Origin of the sequence: Leptospira abararensis (assembly GCF_016918735.1) — a bacterium.
Lineage (GTDB): Bacteria > Spirochaetota > Leptospiria > Leptospirales > Leptospiraceae > Leptospira_A > Leptospira_A abararensis.
Genome location: NZ_JAFFPR010000060.1, coordinates 197,579 through 214,002 on the forward strand (window position 1 = coordinate 197,579; position 16,424 = coordinate 214,002).

Consider the following 16,424-nt stretch of genomic DNA (forward strand, 5'->3'; position numbering starts at 1 on the left):
GCATTGGGTGGCGGGTCTAGTTCCCCACCCTAGTCAGGGCGGGGATACAAGATTCACAATCCTACCCTCCAAATCTCGCAAGCATCGGAACAAGCCCTTCTTTCGTTTGTCCCGCCGTATCGTATCCAGGAAAGATCTTGAATAATTTCAAATAAAAATGTTTTTCAATTCGTTTGGTTCCGTTTGTCGTTTTTTCAAGTACATCTTTGGTAAACAAATGAAACTCAAAATAACCTGTATTAAACTTCCCGTCAACATTCAAGCGACTCCCCAATCGAATTCGTAAAGGATGATTCGTATCCAACGATTCAAAACAAGTCTCTCCATCAAAAGATAAAGATTTAGAAATATGAATTTTCTCTTTGATGCCCATTTCTCGAAAGTCTTTGGCACCGGGATGTTGTAATACAACTTTTCCCTCTCTTCTAAATTCTAAACTGTAGGAAAGGATTTCTGAGTTAGATGTATCTAATGCATTTATATCAATCGTTAGGTGATGATCTAAAACTTCTGTAGAACGAGTGATAATACTTCCTTCCCTTTGGCCAATCGTGATGATTTTACCTACCGCGGGTGAGACAAAATATTTAAATACCAATCCTGGATCTGGTAAGTCTTTACCTTGGACGGTCATTGCAGAATGGATCGGTGTTTGTGTAATGGTATGGATGTCGGCAATGGGAACTTCTGCTAAACTTGATTGGTTTTGATTCAATCCAGAAGTTATATTTCTGGGAATCGATTTTGATTTGAATGCTTCTAATGATTTTAACTTAGCAATCGTCAGCCTTTGCATGACAGCAATTAGGACAAGTACGGCAACGAAGAGGATCAGCACAAACACCCAAGTTTCATAAGCATTCATTTTCTCTTCTAACGTTCGTATTTGTTCCATCGAATACGGTTTCATTACTTGCGCGAGTATCATCCAACAACCTTTGAGAGGAAAAAGCCTACACTACTATTGTCGACCTATCGTTCCGAGAAAAATACCATTCCTTTGGAAAAGAGGTCGACTCAAGGCAGTACGTTCCCTATTTTTTGTACTATGTCGGGTTACAAATTTTTACTCTACATTCCACTTATTCTATTTGTTTTCCCCATCTTTGCTGAAAATCACTGGGATGATTACGTTCACGAAAAAACCGTTGGTTCCACCTATCAAATATTTGGTGACAATGTAAACCTTAGAGAGTCCGACAATATAAAATCTAAAGTCAAAAAAACACTCACCATGGGGACTACCATCACCATTCTTACAAAAACGAACCAAATTATGGAACAAGATTCAGTAAAAGAATATTGGTACCAAGTTCAATCTGAGAATGAAACAGGTTATATCTGGGGAGGACTAATCGCAGACTATTCTTTTCCCTTGGAAGAAAATACAATTTTATGCAGAAACTTGGGTGTCAAACTTCGCAAAATAGAATTAAAACTAATCCAAGGTAACAAACTTTTATCGCATACAAAATGGGAAGTAGGTCCCGTAAGCAATGAAACCTGGAAACATGAAATTTATCCCGCAACACAACTTTCACCCAGCCCTAAATTTCTTTTTGGATTAACTTATTTTGTTTTTTCTGAAATCGAATATGGATATACGAACGAACAATTGATTACTATCTCGGCTGATGAAAAAATAGTTTCCCATTTTTCGTGGAACCCAGGGTCTTGTGATCCTCCAACTTGTGCCGAGTCTTGGTTGGTGTTTCCCAAGGAAACTCTAGCAGAAGATGCAAAAACACAGCGAAAAGTTACCAAAGGGAAACCAAATACAATCCAAGAAGTAACCCATAGTTTCGACATTGATGACTCAAATTTTCACGAATACTACAAATCAGAATACATTTGGAATGGAACCATCTTCCAAAAAAAGGAAAACCAATAAACTCTATGAAACAATTCCTCACAACAATTGTAATTTTAACTTTTACACTCCCTCTATTTGCCTGGAACAACCATGCAGGAATTACCTATCTCATTCTAAAGGATCACTGGAAGAGTAAAAACTCTCCAAAAGTCAAAGTAGAGTCATTAAAAACTTTTTTAGCAAAAGAAAAAGTATCAATTCAAAATAGTTTGTCCATTTCTGAGGAATGGGCTCTAAAACGCCTCCCCCATCTAACACCAACAAATGATAGTTTGAAGTTTTCCAAAACAACAAAAGATGCAGACCTTGTTGTCAGTTTTTATAAAGCCCTTCGGGTCAATCCGAACCACAAACCAGCCTTGTATATCCAATCAGTTCCCAAAAGAAATGGAACCAAACTTCCATTAAACCAACTCACAACACTGAATGACAAAGGGAAGTTGGGAAACGAAACCTTTTTATCCTTACAAGAAGGGCAGATGATCGGTGCTGACGAAGTGTTGATTTCGGCAACGGATGAACCTGATTATGATTTAGATTTGTATTTATTTGAAGATAGTGGAAGTGAAGTGGGGAAAATTTACGGATTTGGAAGCCAACCTTTTGGAAATCCAGCAGTAGAATTTTCCTCTCAAGCACCATTCCATATGGGTTTCTTTTATGAACCTGGTATCATTTTTACCCTTGCTGGATTTTTAAAACGAACTTATCCCGAATACCGTATCCACCAATTTACAGAACTTTCCAATTTAGCATTTCGAACAGGCCATCCTTATTGGGGATACCGTTTTGCCGGTTGGGCACTGCATTACATCCAAGACCTCACGCAACCTTATCACTCGTCAGTATTACCAAGGGTCAGTGCGGCCAAACAAATTGGCGTACAACTTGTATCCATTGTTGGATACCAATCCCCAAAAGATGATATGATTCGATTTGTTTCAGGAAGACATACCTTAATCGAAGAATACCAATACTATTTAATTCGAAACTTGATTGAAACAAAAAACTGGAACCACCCAGTGGCAAACTCTATCACTGGATTTTCATCAAACGATCAGATTGAATGGCAGGGGATTGATGCTTTGCGAGGGAACATATGCAAAGAAGCATATGATGCCGGAGAACCAATGGACGAACAGCTGGAACATTTAGAAATTCCCAAATACGAAACGCTCTATGAACCAAACCATCCAATCCATAATATACTTGGATCCCTTTTACGTAATACGTCAAAACACACAAGAGCCTATTTGGATGCTCTAAAAACTAACTAATCGAAATCGTCAGCGGCAAACCTTTCCAGTAACTCCAAAGGAATAATCTCTAACGCACGTTTGTGGGTAGACTCCAAAAAAACTTTGGGAGGAACACCATTACGGTAAGCCTCTAACCATCTAGAGGCACAAAGACACCAACGTTCTCCTGGCTTCACACCTGGGAAAGCATACTGAGGCCAAGGAGTGATTAGGTCATTGCCACTTTGTTTTTGGGATTCTAAAAATTCTTCTGTGGCCAAAACGCAGACTGTGTGAGAACCAACGTCATCATCAGATGTATTACAACATCCATCCCGAAAAAAACCAGTCAGAGGATGAGTGGAACAGGGAGCCAGAGGTCCGCCGAGTACATTCAAAGATTCATCCATTTCCATAGAAATCTCAAGCTAGGGTAGGATTCGAAAATGGGAAGATGTTTCTGTACTTAGGTGCGAAAAAAGATGGGGGTTTGCACCCCCAGTAGAACGACCAAAAGGTCTTGGAAAGCCCAAAGTCAATCTACTATACATATATTTGCTTGTCAAGCGATTATGCTTTTACATCAAAAAAAAGAATCTTTTTTTCTTCTCCATTGACCTTCACTCGGACCTTCCAACGACCAATAAACTTGGGATTGTTTGCTATCGACAGATATCTGCCCTCAAAGGCCAAATTCTTTTGAGCAACCCAATCCAATTTCATAGGCTCAAAACCCTTTCCATCAATAGAAATATCCACCTCAATATGTTGGTTTCCTGGTCTTGCAAATTCTAAGGAGACTAAAAAGTTCTCTCCCAATTGGAAAGAGTTTTCACCGCATTGTGTCTTTTCTCGTTTTGGCGTTAACTTACAAATTTGAATATCTTCTTCTTGTATATCTGTTTTGGTATCAATTCCTGGACGCTGATGCCAATACATATAATATTCATTTAATGTGTCTCTGTCGGAATATTGTGTTCTAAAAACTGTGGGGATTGTAGTTACTTCCAATTGACGATTCGGTTTGTGTACTTCAAAATGGAGGTGTGGTCCTTGCGTATAACCAGTATTACCCGAGTATCCAATCAATTGACCCGCATCTACCATATCTCCCAGTTTAACCACAACACCATTTTTCATTAGGTGGGCATAATTTCCCAAAGTTCCATCATCATGTTGGATGATGATGAAATTAGCCTTTGATAACAGCTCCCTTCGGAACCCACCTTCCGAATAACGAGCTTCAGTTGCCATCACATAACCTTTTCTTGCTGCGTGTACAGGAGTGCCGACAGGAATTCCAAAATCAATAGAATAAGCAAAGTTACCAAAATGAGTCACCGATCCATTATACCCTTGCACAACCTTTGCTCGAATTTCTGGGCCGAAAGGCAATAAATAACTCACAGAATCATCATGTATGCTATCCCAATCCCCTGGCCGAACTCGGAAGGAAAAAGAATGGAAGGCATTTTTCGTTTTATCTTCCAAAAGAAATTTTGTAATGAAAACGGGGGTTGGCCCCTTCACAACTACGAAGTATGGGAAAACTAAATCCGTTTTAAAATTGATAAGAGTCGCATTGAGTAAAACTGAATTTGTAATTTTAGGGTTAGGATTGTGGTTACGAATTGATAACTCAATTCCATCCTCATCCTTAGTTTGGATAAGACAAATCCATTCTTGATTGCATTCTTCGGTAACATTTGATTCCGCATACAGGCCAAAGAAAAAACCAAAAAACAATATGATAAATAAAAACCTAATCACTTTACACTCGTTACTTGAAATTGAATTTCTTTTTGAACAACACCATCAATTGAGATGGTTGCAGTCCAATCACCCTCGGGAGATTCCAAAGAATCATCTATTGGAACATCCAGATAGGTATCCCACCACTCTGGATTTGTCTCCCAATTATACAATTTAACAATAGAGGTCCCATTTTTACGAACGGAAATTTGGATCTTATACCTAGAAGGTTTCAAAAGAGGAATATAAAAGTAAAGAGGAGAACTTCTAGAAAAGGAGGTGGCACTACATCCCAACCGTTCCAAATTTTGAACCGATTCACAAATCTGGATTTCCCCCACATCGGAAACCATTTTAATTATCGGCTCATTTTCCTCTCGACGCCAATGCAATTGCCCTTCCGAAAGAACCTCCGCATCAGAGGATTCTGTCCGAAACACTGTTGGTATTGTTTTTTTACGTAAAAGGGAAGTCGGTTTGTAAACTTCAAAATGCAAATGGGGACCATCACTAAATCCAGTACTACCGGCATATCCCAGGGGAGATCCTGTCGTCACCCTTTGGCCACGTTTGACAAGAACTCCCATATAACGGAGGTGAGCATATTGACCGATGGTTCCATCATCATGGAGAATTTTTACATAATTCGCTGAGTGGATATATTTGATTTCGAATCCACCTTCATTATTTTTTTGTTCTGTATCAATGACCACCCCATCCCTAGCCGCTGTTACCAAATCTCCCTCTTTCAATCCAAAATCGATCGAATAACGATTGTCACCTTGGTGGCTTTTGGTTCCTTTATAACCTTGGTAGACCCGAACCTTCATACCTTTTTCAAAAGGTAAATCATAAACAACTTTTGCATCATGCGATACAGAATAATTACCAAGGATCCATTTGTATTTGATTTGGTAGACCCATCGTTTGTTTGGTTTGTTTACATTCAAACGAAATAGTTTTTTACGTTTTGGCCCTTTTAATACTGTAACTAATGGAAGTTTAATGCTGCTTTTCATATTCTTGGAAGTTGCATTGACAGAAACAGTTGTGTATGTTTCATCGATCGCAATTTTATTCTGGAAGTAGATGTCGACTCCCGTTTTGTCCTGAACATAAATAACACAGAGTCTGTCCATGGAGCAGAACTCCGAATGTTCTTTGGCAATTAAAAATCCAATAGGACAAACTAAAAATAGGATAAAAAAACCAAATCTCATAAAACAGGAATCATCTTAAGGATAGGAACACTTAAAAGACAATCTATTTTCCATCATAAAAACTTGATTGCCGAATGATTTCTTATCCTTAAACTTCGACACATGAGTTCAACCCTATACACTTTCCCAATCTCACATTTTTCTGAAAAAGCTAGATGGGCACTGGATCTTGCAAACTATCCCTACCAACTAAACCCACTAGTCCCAGGACAACACATCCAAACATTAAAACCTATTGTAAACGATCTTTATGTGCCAGTTTTAGAGACGGAAACCGATGTCATTCAAGGTTCAGGGCAGATTCTGGATTTAGTTGAAGAAAAAGCATTTGGTCACAAAGCATCAGCAGAAGAAAAACTGATGGAAGAGAAGGTAGATACACAAATAGGGAAAAGTTTACAAACTCTTTTGTATCACTTCATCCTAGATTATCCCGAAATTGTAGGAAAATTATTTTTATTAAAACCTGCTTCACTCAGTGATACTGTTGGACCTCCTGAACATTTTGATTTGATAGCCCTATCTCTCAAAAGAAGATACAAAATCACTCCCAAAAACCTAGAAGTCGTAAAACAATTATTAGATGAATGTTCCAAGGAATTAATAGAAATCTACAAAAGTCGTAAATTTTTTAACGGAAACTCCTTTGGAAGAGTGGATTTGACTTTGGCAAGTCTTATGGGAATGCTTGCCGAACCCAAAGAATCTCCCGCCTATCCTTGGTTTGCCTCTGTACAAATGCCTGAAACCTTTCTTAATTGGCGTAAAGAATTAGGATTCGAATTGTTATTTGATAGAATCGGAGAGTTTTATAAAGAATTTCGAACCCAATCTAAATAGTCAGGATTTCCTGAAACGATAGGCCATAAAACAATGCAGGGAATTTCATAAGAATGTAATTCTTTGATTCTCTGCATTAAAAGCTCGGCTTTCTCACTTGTCGTTTTGAACAAACAAACAACTTCCTTTGATTCCTCCAAAAGATCTTTCCAAATGTAGATGGAATCCATTCCCTTAACTATGTTAGCGCAGGCAGCCAATCGTTCTGTGATGACAATTTTTGCGATTTTTTTTGCTTCCTCTTCTGAGGAAAAAGTGACATAGACAGTGCTGAATTCCCATGTTTGATTCATTTAATTTATTTCCTACTTGCCCAAAATTTTAGATACGTATGATTTTGTGTATGCAGTTTTCTACTTTCAAAACTTCCCTACTCGTTGCCGCTCTCTGTCTTCCGATCCTTGCCGGCCCACTCAATCCTCCAAATATTACTTCCACCAGTCAATTGTTACCAAAGTCAAAAAAATACACCCCCATTCTTGCTATGGATGGAAAACTCAAAACCAGTTGGGTCGAAGGTGCGGAAGGTGAAGGGATCGGTGAATCCTTACAAATTAAATATAAGTCTCCCATCAACTTTCGTTCTCTATCCATCTACAATGGATTTGGTGACCCAAAACTTTGGGCAGCAAACAATAGAATCAAAAAACTAAAAATTTCCACAGAAGACGGAAATGAAGAAATTATAACTCTGAAAGATAGTTTGTCTCTTCAAATGATAGAATTCAAATCCGAACTTCGAGCCAAAGAAATCTCTCTCACCATCCAAGAAGTATACAAAGGAACTAATTCCGAAAACACTGCCATTGCCGAAGTGGTATTCAATTCCGAACAAGCGGGATCAGCTCTCATTCCTCCCAAGAATACTTGGGCCATCGGAAAATGGAAAACCAAATCCAATATAGCTAGAATCCAACTTCATAATGATGGAACTTGTGAAATGGGATATGAAACCGCTAAGATGTTATGTACTTGGACAGAAAAAGGAGACAGAGTCATAGTCAGTTTAGAAGCAACTCTCCCTCTCACCAATACAGATATTTTGGAAATCAAACGTAGAGGAAATCCATCTGATCCAACACTTGAGATCAATGGAAAACACGAGTTCATCTCTAACCGGGACGGAGTTTAAATTTAAGAACTTAAAGTTTAAGTTTATTTAATCCATCCAAGATAACCAAATGGATTCTACCACGGAAGGTTCTTTTTCTTCCGTGGTTTCAAAATACAGAACCGAATTTTGGTATGGTTTTCCAGATAAATCTCTCACAGGCGTTAGAAGTATCATTATTATATCCAATTCTTTTTCCAAACGTTTGATGGTAGACCACTCATCAAGAGAACCTTGTTTGGGATAAGGTAAAATCAAAATTCCACTGATCACTTCTTGTTTTGGATTTCGTTTTTTACGAACTTCAAAGAGGATACGACCAATCGAGTAACGAAAGTTAAACTCAGAAACCGGCTGGATTTGAACCCGCCCCTCCTCTTTGTATAAAAATCCATCAATGGCACATGGCCCCGAATACTCTTTCGGGATCAGACCCTGAACATCACGTACGAGATCCATCACTAAAGGTAAAAAGTGAGCCGAGTATGGAAACTCAGAACCTCCGATGCGAATCCCCCGAAACACCCCTTCTTTATCAATAAGCATGGCTGTAGAGGTGAGATAAAAGAATTCCCCATCCCGAACATCCCAAAGAGTGGAAAAATCAAAAAACCTTTCCTCCCCGACCCAAAACTCCGCAAGGATGGGGAAACCAAAAAGTCGTTTGTTTACTTGTGACATTTTCCAGGAATCAGAAGCCGATCTAAAAATAATATGATTTCTTCCTGCAAGACCAAATTCACTTTTGAGTACGATGGGAAGTTTTGTTTCTTCCAGTTCAGCGAACAAATGTTCCTCGGAGGAAATTACCTTTGCTGGCAAAGGAGAATGATTTTTTCGAAAATCAAGTTGTGTGATCTTGGAATTGAGATACCGTGAGGTTTCAATGCGAATGGGATCTTCGATTAGCCTTCCCTCATACCATTCGTTCCTACATCCCCATTCAACAAGGGACACGTCTCCTAGAAGAGAACCATCTTGGACGGGAGTGCCTGGAGTGAGTCCAGAATCCTTCCAATGAGTAAAGAGTTCCTCACTCGGTAATTCTTCTACGAGGACAAAATCTTCCTCATGCGAAATAGGAAAGAACATCTTCTCCAAACAACGATTCCTCCGTTTGAGGGAGGAATCTAAATTTAAGGGATTAAGAGGTAATCTATACTCAAAAAGTGAGTCTAGATAATAGAGAACCTGAGCCAATCAATAGATGCGTCGGATGGCAGTAGCAATCCGTTGAACGTTGTCTTTTGTTAGGTTAGGATAAATCGGAATACAATGCCCTCTTTGGTAAAGGCGTTCTGCATTCGGAAACTCCAAATGGTTAACTTCCAATACTCGATGAAGTGGTTCATCCACAGTTCTTTGTGTTCCAATATGAATGGATTTAAAATACCTTTGGATCTCTTCGTAGTTTTGTGCCGAGACAACAATAGGAAATCTTTGGAAGGTATCTTCTGTTGGATTTTGAAAATAAGTTTCTAGCCTAGAATTCTGCACCGCTTGTAAATAAGCTGAAGCAATTTTTTTCTTACGTTCTAAAATAACGCCGAGTTTGGAAAGTTGTTCAATTCCAAGGGCGGCTTGATAATCTACTAAATTGTAATCATACTTTGGTTCACCAAAGTTTCGTTTGGCGGAAGGACCCGACTTGTATGATTTTACGGAAGTAGAAAGAGACGCTTCTGAAGTAATGATCATCGCACCGTTTCCAGTAGTAATGATGTTTTCCGCACTGAGGCCACAAATGGCAATTTTGGATTGTTTTCCCACGTTAATCGTTTCGGAAGTGGCTCCAATCGCTTCGGTAAAGTCTTCTAAAACTTCCAATCCTTCGATGGAGTAATCATTCAAACGAATGAGAGATCCAAAACTATGATCAAAAAGAGCGAACGTGGCACCCGATTCATTTTTTTTACGAAGGAATTCTTCCGGACAAGGATGAAAGGAATTTCGTTTTAAATCCACGAGCACTGGCTTGGCTTGTAAAAGAAAGATAGCATCCAAAGCAGAGATCGGAGCATAACTCGAAAGTAAAACCGAGTCACCCGCTTTTACACCTAACACAAGTAAGGCCAGATGATAAGCTGAAGTTAGGGAATTAGAAGAGATAGCATATTTGATTTTAAAAGTGTGACAGAACGTTTTTTCAAATCTTTCTACAATTTCACCGGTAGATAGGTGTTCGTCCACGAGGCATTCTAAAACGCCTTTCAGGTCTTCCCGAGAAAGGGTTGGTTTAAAAAATTCGATATCTTTTTCTTTTCGAATGGGTCTTTGTATTGTTTCGGTGCTCATCCAACAGCACTCCTATATATTATGTCACTTAAATACCTTGTTTCTGAATTATGTCACTTCATTTTTCGAAATGCGAACATAATTTTAGGATTCCCTTGGAAAAATGGTTCTGGATGAGGAAAGTCTGGTGAATATGGCCCCCATGACGGATTCTTTTTCTTCTCTTTGGGCCACCCGCCTCCGCCAAAACCAGGGAATCCGATCCCTTATGGAAGATCTGGGCCAAGTCACCGGCCACCCAGACGAAATCCTACTCGGGGGAGGAAATCCGGCCCATATCCCAGAAGCAGAAGAAATTTTCGCGGATTGTTTTCTCTCCCTGGCCAAAGACCCGTCGCTTACAGCACTTCTCGGAGATTACCAAGCCCCCATCGGCAATGATCGTTTCCGCACACTCGCGGCTGAATATTTATCTCCGCACTTTGGTGTTACGCTGACTAAAGACAACATCGCTTTTTTCAATGGCAGCCAAAACGCCTATTCGTATTTACTCAACGTCCACTCCGGTAAAATGAGTGATGGGAGTTTTAAAAAAATCCTTCTCCCCATTGTCCCAGAATACATTGGTTATGCGGACCAATCGATAGAAGCAGATGCCTTTGTGGCAACCAAACCCGAGGTAATTCCCACAGGAAATCATAGGTTTCGTTATGGATTAAACAAAACTGATTTTGATCTTTCGAATGTAGGTTGTGTGGCTCTATCACGTCCCACAAACCCCACGGGTAATATTTTGTCTCTAAAAGACATTCACTGGATAGAAGAAAGAACCCAAAAAAAATCGATTCCCCTTCTCATTGACTTAGCTTATGGAAATCCTTTCCCCAATTTGATTGGAGAGGAAGAACCGATTATTTACCGGGAAGGCAGAACCCTTTCCTTAAGTTTTTCCAAAATTGGGCTGCCAGGGGTTCGTTTGGGGATCATCATCTCAAGCCCAGACACAATCGAAACTCTTTCATCTTATGCTGCTGTGGGGAATTTGGCTGTGGGAAACCTCGGTGTGTATATGATGGAGATACTATTTCGAAAAAATATCCTTCCCGATCTTTCCAAAAACATCTTACGTCCGTTTTATGATCAAAAAAAGGAACTTGCTATTTCTATCTTTGAATCGGAATTCCAAAAACATGGAGTCGAGTATGAAATCCATGATCCTATGGGTGGATTTTTTCTTTGGATTCGTTTCCCATATCTTTCTGTATCCAATCACAAACTTTACCACCTTTGTAAAGATAAACGGCTCTTTATTGTTTCGGGACATTATTTCTTTCCCGGTTTAAACTCAGATTTTTCGCACACTCAAGATTGCATACGTTTGACATATTGCCGTAAGGAAGAAGAATTAGCCAGGGGAGCCCATATCTTGGCTGAGATTGTGGCCTCACACCAGGCAAAATCCAAATGAGTGAAGACAGTATTGATCTATCAGACACAGTTGTAGACAACCCCTCATCCAGAGAGGAAAGTTCATCCGATAGACCCTCTGCTCAGTCCTACATCTTTTTGTCTGATTCAGTGGGGAGCCTAACGCCCACTGCACGATGTATCTTAGATGAACTCAAAGATTGGCACAAACGTGTAGAAAAACATGGCAGTAAAGAAAAACATGCATCCTATCTTATGACCGTGGATAAACTTCCCGAAGCCCTGGGAAAGTACACAAACCTCGGCACCCAAGGTCGTTCTGAAAATTCCATCCACCATGCCCTCCGCCAAATTTTAGACATTGACCATCGGGGCCAAAACAGAGCTGCCTATGCTTATCCTTACCTCATCCGTACCGGTAGCAAAATTTCTTCTAAAATTGCCCTGATTGCACCGCAAAACGAAAATAAAACGGATACCCAACCTTACAGGCAGGCATGTTTTCGATTTTCACAAGATCTCATCCAAGTGCTTTTAGAGAACCGTGCCAAAAAAGGAAGAAACTGGGACGAAGACAATCCAGGCTCTTTGCTCTTACAAAAAAATAAAGAGGGAAACACTTGGCTTTATCCTAAGCTTGGCTCTTTGGAAGCGGAAATCTCTTCACTCGTCAGAAAAGGATTTGGAAATTTACCTTATATCCCCATGCCGGACTTTCTCCAAGACTTCACAAACTTTGCACGGGAACAAAACCTAGCACTTTCTGTTTTAACTGATTATCATATTGTCATTGATGAACTGAACATCCTACCCGATGGAAGTTTCAAACGGTTGCCAGAAGTTGTGAACCAAATCTTGGCTCATATGAACGGGTTGGAACATTTCACAAAAGAACAACTCACAAGACTAGCCAAAGATGCAAAGTATGAATCCTTTCTAGCTTCCTTTAACGATTATATATCCAAACCAAAATTTACTTCCGCCGATTCTAAAATGAATCCAGAAGAAGAAGTAAAAAAGTTTTTAGCTGTCATCGAAAACTTTCCTTATCCCACAGAAAAAGGAAACAGAGCTTTATCAATTAAAGAAACAATTGAACTCAGTGTAAAAATCCTAAAAAGACTTTCCGAAGAAAAAGGTTCTGTTCTTACACGTAAGGACGATAACATTTACGGAACCGTAAAAAATGCGGTGATCAGTCGAATTCCAGAACATACAAAAAATCATAACACACTGCTTCGTATTGATTTTGAAGAAGAAGTGGCAAAGGCCGGAATCACATCGGAAGAAAAAGCCAACGAATACATCAAACGTTTGAAAGACGATGTGTTCTCAGACCATTCCTATTATGAAGAAAAACTTCCGGATGGCAGGTCAGTTTATTACGTAGTAGATCATGGTTATATGGCAGCTGTCATCCATAAACTAGCGTTTGAGGGTAGAACCAACCCCGAATACAAAAAACAACTAGGTTATGCCAAAATCATCAATCATAAACTTTCCAATCCCAAACATCCAGAACTCAACAACAAACTCAAACCTGAGTTAATTGCAAAATTGAATGCGGATGTAAAAAACATGGAAGTGGAAGAATTGGAAAAAGAACGTTCCAATGAAATCCGTTCTCGTTTCAATGCTGTTCCTGGAATTTTGACCTTTGTAGTGAGTACACTGATATTCATTACAGGTGCTTATTACCTTCGTTCGGCGATGCCTATTTTTTTCGGCGTTCCTTTTTCCGTTGTGCTTGGATTTATGGCAGCCATTTACTTCCGAGAAAAATCCACTGAAGAAATCCGTGAGGACATCAAAAATTCTGGAAAGTTTTCAGGGATAGGAGACTGGGGAAAACCAACTTATAATTCCAGTTCCTCCTCTTCTTCCTATGAAGACGAAGCGGAAACGAGTAAAAAAGAAGAGAAACTTTCTCATATCTACAAGGCCGCAGATAATTTCGTATTTCCTAAACGATTCAATAAAATCACAGACAAAGTTTTGGATCCAAAGTCCTTACGTTCTCGAATTTACGAAAACCTAGACAATATCAAACGAAACAACATGACTCTTGCTAAAGAGAAAGATGACGATAAGGTGGCTTCTACAGTCGAATACGCTGTCTTACAATCCGTTTCCACCATTGTCATTCCTGACGATGTTGCCATTCGTGACCTTCCGAACACAATCCTCATCAACCGCACTGATATGAAATCTGCGCTGTTTCGTGGCCAACTGGCTGACCATTACAGAGAGGAAATGAACAAAAAGAAGTTCGATAAAAAATTAGTTAAGTACTACACCTACCTCATCAACACGGTAGAGATGGAGTATTATAAATACCTTCCGAAAAAACGAGTTTAAATACTAAAATTATTTGATTCTGCAGGGGTCGCACCTCCTATGGAGTTGATGTATCAAAACGGTATCGTACAATTTCCTATCATCATCATCGATGAAGATTTTCGTTCCGAAAATGCCAGCGGTCTTGGCATTCGAGCTATTGCAAAGGCCCTAGAAGGCGAAGGGATTGAAGTTCTGGGTGTTACCAGTTACGGAGATTTAACGAGTTTTGTGCAACAACAAAGCCGGGCTTGTGGCTTCATCCTTTCCATTGATGATGAAGAGTTCACACCGGAAACAGAAGGCGAAGTTCCAGATGCTCTACGCCAACTAAAAGATTTTGTCACCCAAGTCCGACATAGAAATGCCGACATACCACTGTTTCTTTATGGAGAGACAAGAACTAGTCGCCATATACCGAACAGCATCTTAAAAGAATTACACGGCTTCATTCATATGTTTGAAGACACCCCGGAATTTATGGCACGCGCTATCCATAGGGAAGTCAAATCCTACTTAGATAGTTTACCTCCACCTTTCTTTCGTGCCTTAACCCAATATGCACATGACGGAAGTTATAGTTGGCACTGCCCTGGCCACTCGGGAGGAGTTGCCTTTTTAAAAAGTCCTGTAGGCCAAATGTTCCACCAATTTTTCGGGGAGAACATGCTTCGAGCTGACGTTTGTAATGCGGTGGATGAACTAGGCCAACTACTCGACCACACAGGTCCCATTTCTGCCAGCGAAAGAAACGCAGCACGGATTTTTCAATGTGATAGTTTGTATTTTGTTACCAATGGAACTTCCACTTCCAACAAAATTGTTTGGCATAGTACAGTAGCCCCAGGGGACGTTGTGATCGTAGATCGCAACTGCCACAAAAGTATTTTACATGCCATTACCATGACTGGGGCCATTCCTGTATTTCTTATGCCTACAAGAAACCACTTCGGAATCATTGGACCCATTCCCAAAGCGGAATTTAAATGGGAAAATATTCAGAAAAAGATCGCAGAACACCCGTTTGCCAAACACGTAAAAGGAAATCCGCGAATCCTCACCATCACACAAAGTACTTATGATGGAATTCTCTACAATGTGGAAGACATCAAATCTGAGTTAGATGGCAAAATCTCAACTTTACACTTCGATGAAGCTTGGCTTCCGCACGCATCCTTTCATAGATTTTATACAGGAATGCATGCTATCGGTTCTGACAGACCTCGTCCTAAAGAAAGTATGATCTTTGCCACTCAGTCCACACACAAACTACTTGCCGGCCTATCGCAAGCAAGCCAGATCCTTGTTCAAAACAGTGAAAAAGAAACCTTAGATAGAAACCTTTTTAATGAAGCATTTTTAATGCACACCAGTACAAGTCCACAGTACGCCATCATAGCTTCTTGTGATGTGGCAGCTGCCATGATGGAATCTCCCGGAGGGAATGCCCTTGTGGAAGAGTCCATTGAAGAAGCACTAGATTTCCGACGTGCCATGCGCAAAGTTGGTTTGGAACTGGAAGAAGATTGGTGGTTTAGTGTTTGGGGGCCAGAAGCTCTTGCCGATGAAGGTGCAGGAGAACGAGACGAATGGATTCTGAAAACCAATGACCGCTGGCATGGGTTCGGAGACATTGCCGAAGGATTCAACATGTTGGATCCCATCAAAGCAACTGTCATCACTCCTGGTATGAGTGTGGAAGGAGAGTTTGCTGATTGGGGAATCCCAGCACTCATTCTCACCAAATACTTAGCTGAACACGGAATCATTGTAGAGAAAACAGGACTCTATAGTTTCTTTATCATGTTTACGATTGGAATTACCAAAGGTCGATGGAACACTATGGTAACCGAATTACAACAGTTCAAAGATGATTATGATTCGAACCAACCCCTCTGGCGTGTGATGCCAAAATTTACAACCACACACCCAAAATACGATCGTATTGGACTCCGAGACCTATGCCAATCTATGCACGAAGTTTATAGAGCAAACAATATCTCTCACCTAACAACAGAGATGTATTTAAGCCCAATGATTCCTGCAATGAAACCATCAGAAGCATTTTCGAAAATGGCACACCGTGATATTGAACGAGTTCCGATTGATGAATTGGAAGGACGGATTACTTCGGTGTTGTTAACACCTTACCCTCCAGGAATTCCACTTCTCATTCCTGGTGAAATATTCAACATGACCATCATTCGCTATTTACAGTTTGCTCGTGAGTTTAACTCAAAGTTTCCAGGATTCGAAACAGACATCCACGGCCTTGTGGAAGAAAAATCAGAATCCGGACATATGACTTACTATGTAGACTGTGTATCTGAATAAAAACTAAAGTTCACAAAAAACAAACTCCAGGTTGACTTTTTTGTCTGGAGTTTGTT

14 protein-coding genes are annotated in these 16,424 nt (G+C 40.0%); 7 read left to right on the forward strand and 7 right to left on the reverse strand.

Annotation, left to right across the window (positions count from 1 at the left end; all coding sequences use genetic code 11):
- Positions 1-61: 61 nt before the first annotated feature.
- Entirely contained in the window at positions 62-928 is an 867-nt protein-coding gene (locus JWG40_RS18210) for a hypothetical protein (RefSeq protein WP_205287185.1), read from the reverse strand.
- 36 nt (positions 929-964) lie between these two features.
- Here JWG40_RS18210 and JWG40_RS18215 point away from each other — a divergent pair, with 36 nt between their 5' ends.
- Positions 965-1,891, forward strand: a complete 927-nt coding sequence (locus JWG40_RS18215) for an SH3 domain-containing protein (RefSeq protein ID WP_232369483.1) — start codon at positions 965-967, stop codon at positions 1,889-1,891.
- A 5-nt stretch (positions 1,892-1,896) separates the two neighbouring features.
- Positions 1,897-3,150, forward strand: a complete 1,254-nt coding sequence (locus tag JWG40_RS18220; protein WP_205287186.1) for a phospholipase C/P1 nuclease family protein — start codon at positions 1,897-1,899, stop codon at positions 3,148-3,150.
- On the opposite strand, the gene JWG40_RS18225 is transcribed toward JWG40_RS18220, so the two are convergent.
- The 3 genes from JWG40_RS18225 to JWG40_RS18235 all read right to left on the reverse strand — a co-directional run bounded on the left by JWG40_RS18225 (position 3,147) and on the right by JWG40_RS18235 (position 6,083).
- A complete protein-coding gene (locus JWG40_RS18225) occupies positions 3,147-3,527 on the reverse strand; it encodes a DUF2237 family protein (protein ID WP_002971716.1) in 381 nt (126 codons plus the stop codon). The two genes, JWG40_RS18220 and JWG40_RS18225, sit on opposite strands and share 4 nt — an antisense overlap.
- A 154-nt stretch (positions 3,528-3,681) precedes the next feature.
- Positions 3,682-4,881, reverse strand: coding sequence for a M23 family metallopeptidase (locus tag JWG40_RS18230; protein WP_332471065.1), 1,200 nt, complete (start codon positions 4,879-4,881; stop codon positions 3,682-3,684).
- Positions 4,878-6,083 carry a M23 family metallopeptidase gene (locus JWG40_RS18235; RefSeq protein ID WP_205287187.1) on the reverse strand — a complete coding sequence of 402 codons (1,206 nt, stop codon included), beginning with the start codon at positions 6,081-6,083 and terminating at the stop codon, positions 4,878-4,880. The genes JWG40_RS18230 and JWG40_RS18235 overlap by 4 nt, the downstream gene beginning before the upstream one ends.
- 102 nt (positions 6,084-6,185) lie before the next feature.
- On the opposite strand from JWG40_RS18235, the gene JWG40_RS18240 reads away from it, so the two are divergent.
- Positions 6,186-6,923 carry a glutathione S-transferase N-terminal domain-containing protein gene (locus JWG40_RS18240; protein WP_205287188.1) on the forward strand — a complete coding sequence of 246 codons (738 nt, stop codon included), beginning with the start codon at positions 6,186-6,188 and terminating at the stop codon, positions 6,921-6,923.
- Here JWG40_RS18240 and cutA read toward each other — a convergent pair.
- Positions 6,893-7,216: a divalent-cation tolerance protein CutA gene (cutA, locus tag JWG40_RS18245; protein ID WP_205287189.1), complete on the reverse strand. Its 324-nt coding sequence runs from the start codon at positions 7,214-7,216 to the stop codon at positions 6,893-6,895. The two genes, JWG40_RS18240 and cutA, sit on opposite strands and share 31 nt — an antisense overlap.
- 50 nt (positions 7,217-7,266) lie before the next feature.
- Here cutA and JWG40_RS18250 point away from each other — a divergent pair, with 50 nt between their 5' ends.
- Positions 7,267-8,055 (forward strand): NADase-type glycan-binding domain-containing protein, encoded by a 789-nt coding sequence (locus JWG40_RS18250; RefSeq protein ID WP_205287190.1) that lies wholly within the window; start codon positions 7,267-7,269, stop codon positions 8,053-8,055.
- 27 nt (positions 8,056-8,082) lie between these two features.
- Here the strand turns inward: JWG40_RS18250 and JWG40_RS18255 are convergent, their stop codons facing one another.
- Both JWG40_RS18255 and JWG40_RS18260 read right to left on the reverse strand, forming a co-directional pair.
- On the reverse strand, positions 8,083-9,126 hold the full coding sequence (locus JWG40_RS18255) for a hypothetical protein (RefSeq protein WP_205287191.1): 1,044 nt from the start codon (positions 9,124-9,126) through the stop codon (positions 8,083-8,085).
- A 108-nt stretch (positions 9,127-9,234) separates the two neighbouring features.
- Positions 9,235-10,329: a DegT/DnrJ/EryC1/StrS family aminotransferase gene (locus tag JWG40_RS18260; RefSeq protein WP_205287192.1), complete on the reverse strand. Its 1,095-nt coding sequence runs from the start codon at positions 10,327-10,329 to the stop codon at positions 9,235-9,237.
- 133 nt (positions 10,330-10,462) lie between these two features.
- On the opposite strand from JWG40_RS18260, the gene JWG40_RS18265 reads away from it, so the two are divergent.
- From JWG40_RS18265 to JWG40_RS18275, 3 genes are read left to right on the forward strand one after another with little or no spacing between them, the layout of a single operon-like run.
- Complete coding sequence (locus JWG40_RS18265) at positions 10,463-11,737, forward strand: valine--pyruvate transaminase (RefSeq protein WP_205287442.1); 1,275 nt, start codon at positions 10,463-10,465, stop codon at positions 11,735-11,737.
- Entirely contained in the window at positions 11,734-14,055 is a 2,322-nt protein-coding gene (locus tag JWG40_RS18270) for a hypothetical protein (RefSeq protein WP_205287193.1), read from the forward strand. The genes JWG40_RS18265 and JWG40_RS18270 overlap by 4 nt, the downstream gene beginning before the upstream one ends.
- A gap of 48 nt (positions 14,056-14,103) precedes the next feature.
- Positions 14,104-16,368, forward strand: a complete 2,265-nt coding sequence (locus tag JWG40_RS18275) for an arginine/lysine/ornithine decarboxylase (RefSeq protein ID WP_205287194.1) — start codon at positions 14,104-14,106, stop codon at positions 16,366-16,368.
- Positions 16,369-16,424: the final 56 nt, after the last annotated feature.

Coding starts and splice junctions, on each gene's coding strand:
- JWG40_RS18270 (WP_205287193.1), top strand. CDS start 11,734: ATGAGTGAAGACAGTATTGATCTATCAGACACAGTTGTAGACAACCCC.
- cutA (WP_205287189.1), bottom strand. CDS start 7,216: ATGAATCAAACATGGGAATTCAGCACTGTCTATGTCACTTTTTCCTCA.
- JWG40_RS18225 (WP_002971716.1), bottom strand. CDS start 3,527: ATGGAAATGGATGAATCTTTGAATGTACTCGGCGGACCTCTGGCTCCC.
- JWG40_RS18255 (WP_205287191.1), bottom strand. CDS start 9,126: ATGTTCTTTCCTATTTCGCATGAGGAAGATTTTGTCCTCGTAGAAGAA.
- JWG40_RS18275 (WP_205287194.1), top strand. CDS start 14,104: ATGTATCAAAACGGTATCGTACAATTTCCTATCATCATCATCGATGAA.
- JWG40_RS18210 (WP_205287185.1), bottom strand. CDS start 928: ATGATACTCGCGCAAGTAATGAAACCGTATTCGATGGAACAAATACGA.
- JWG40_RS18250 (WP_205287190.1), top strand. CDS start 7,267: ATGCAGTTTTCTACTTTCAAAACTTCCCTACTCGTTGCCGCTCTCTGT.
- JWG40_RS18265 (WP_205287442.1), top strand. CDS start 10,463: ATGGCCCCCATGACGGATTCTTTTTCTTCTCTTTGGGCCACCCGCCTC.
- JWG40_RS18260 (WP_205287192.1), bottom strand. CDS start 10,329: ATGAGCACCGAAACAATACAAAGACCCATTCGAAAAGAAAAAGATATC.
- JWG40_RS18240 (WP_205287188.1), top strand. CDS start 6,186: ATGAGTTCAACCCTATACACTTTCCCAATCTCACATTTTTCTGAAAAA.
- JWG40_RS18235 (WP_205287187.1), bottom strand. CDS start 6,083: ATGAGATTTGGTTTTTTTATCCTATTTTTAGTTTGTCCTATTGGATTT.
- JWG40_RS18220 (WP_205287186.1), top strand. CDS start 1,897: ATGAAACAATTCCTCACAACAATTGTAATTTTAACTTTTACACTCCCT.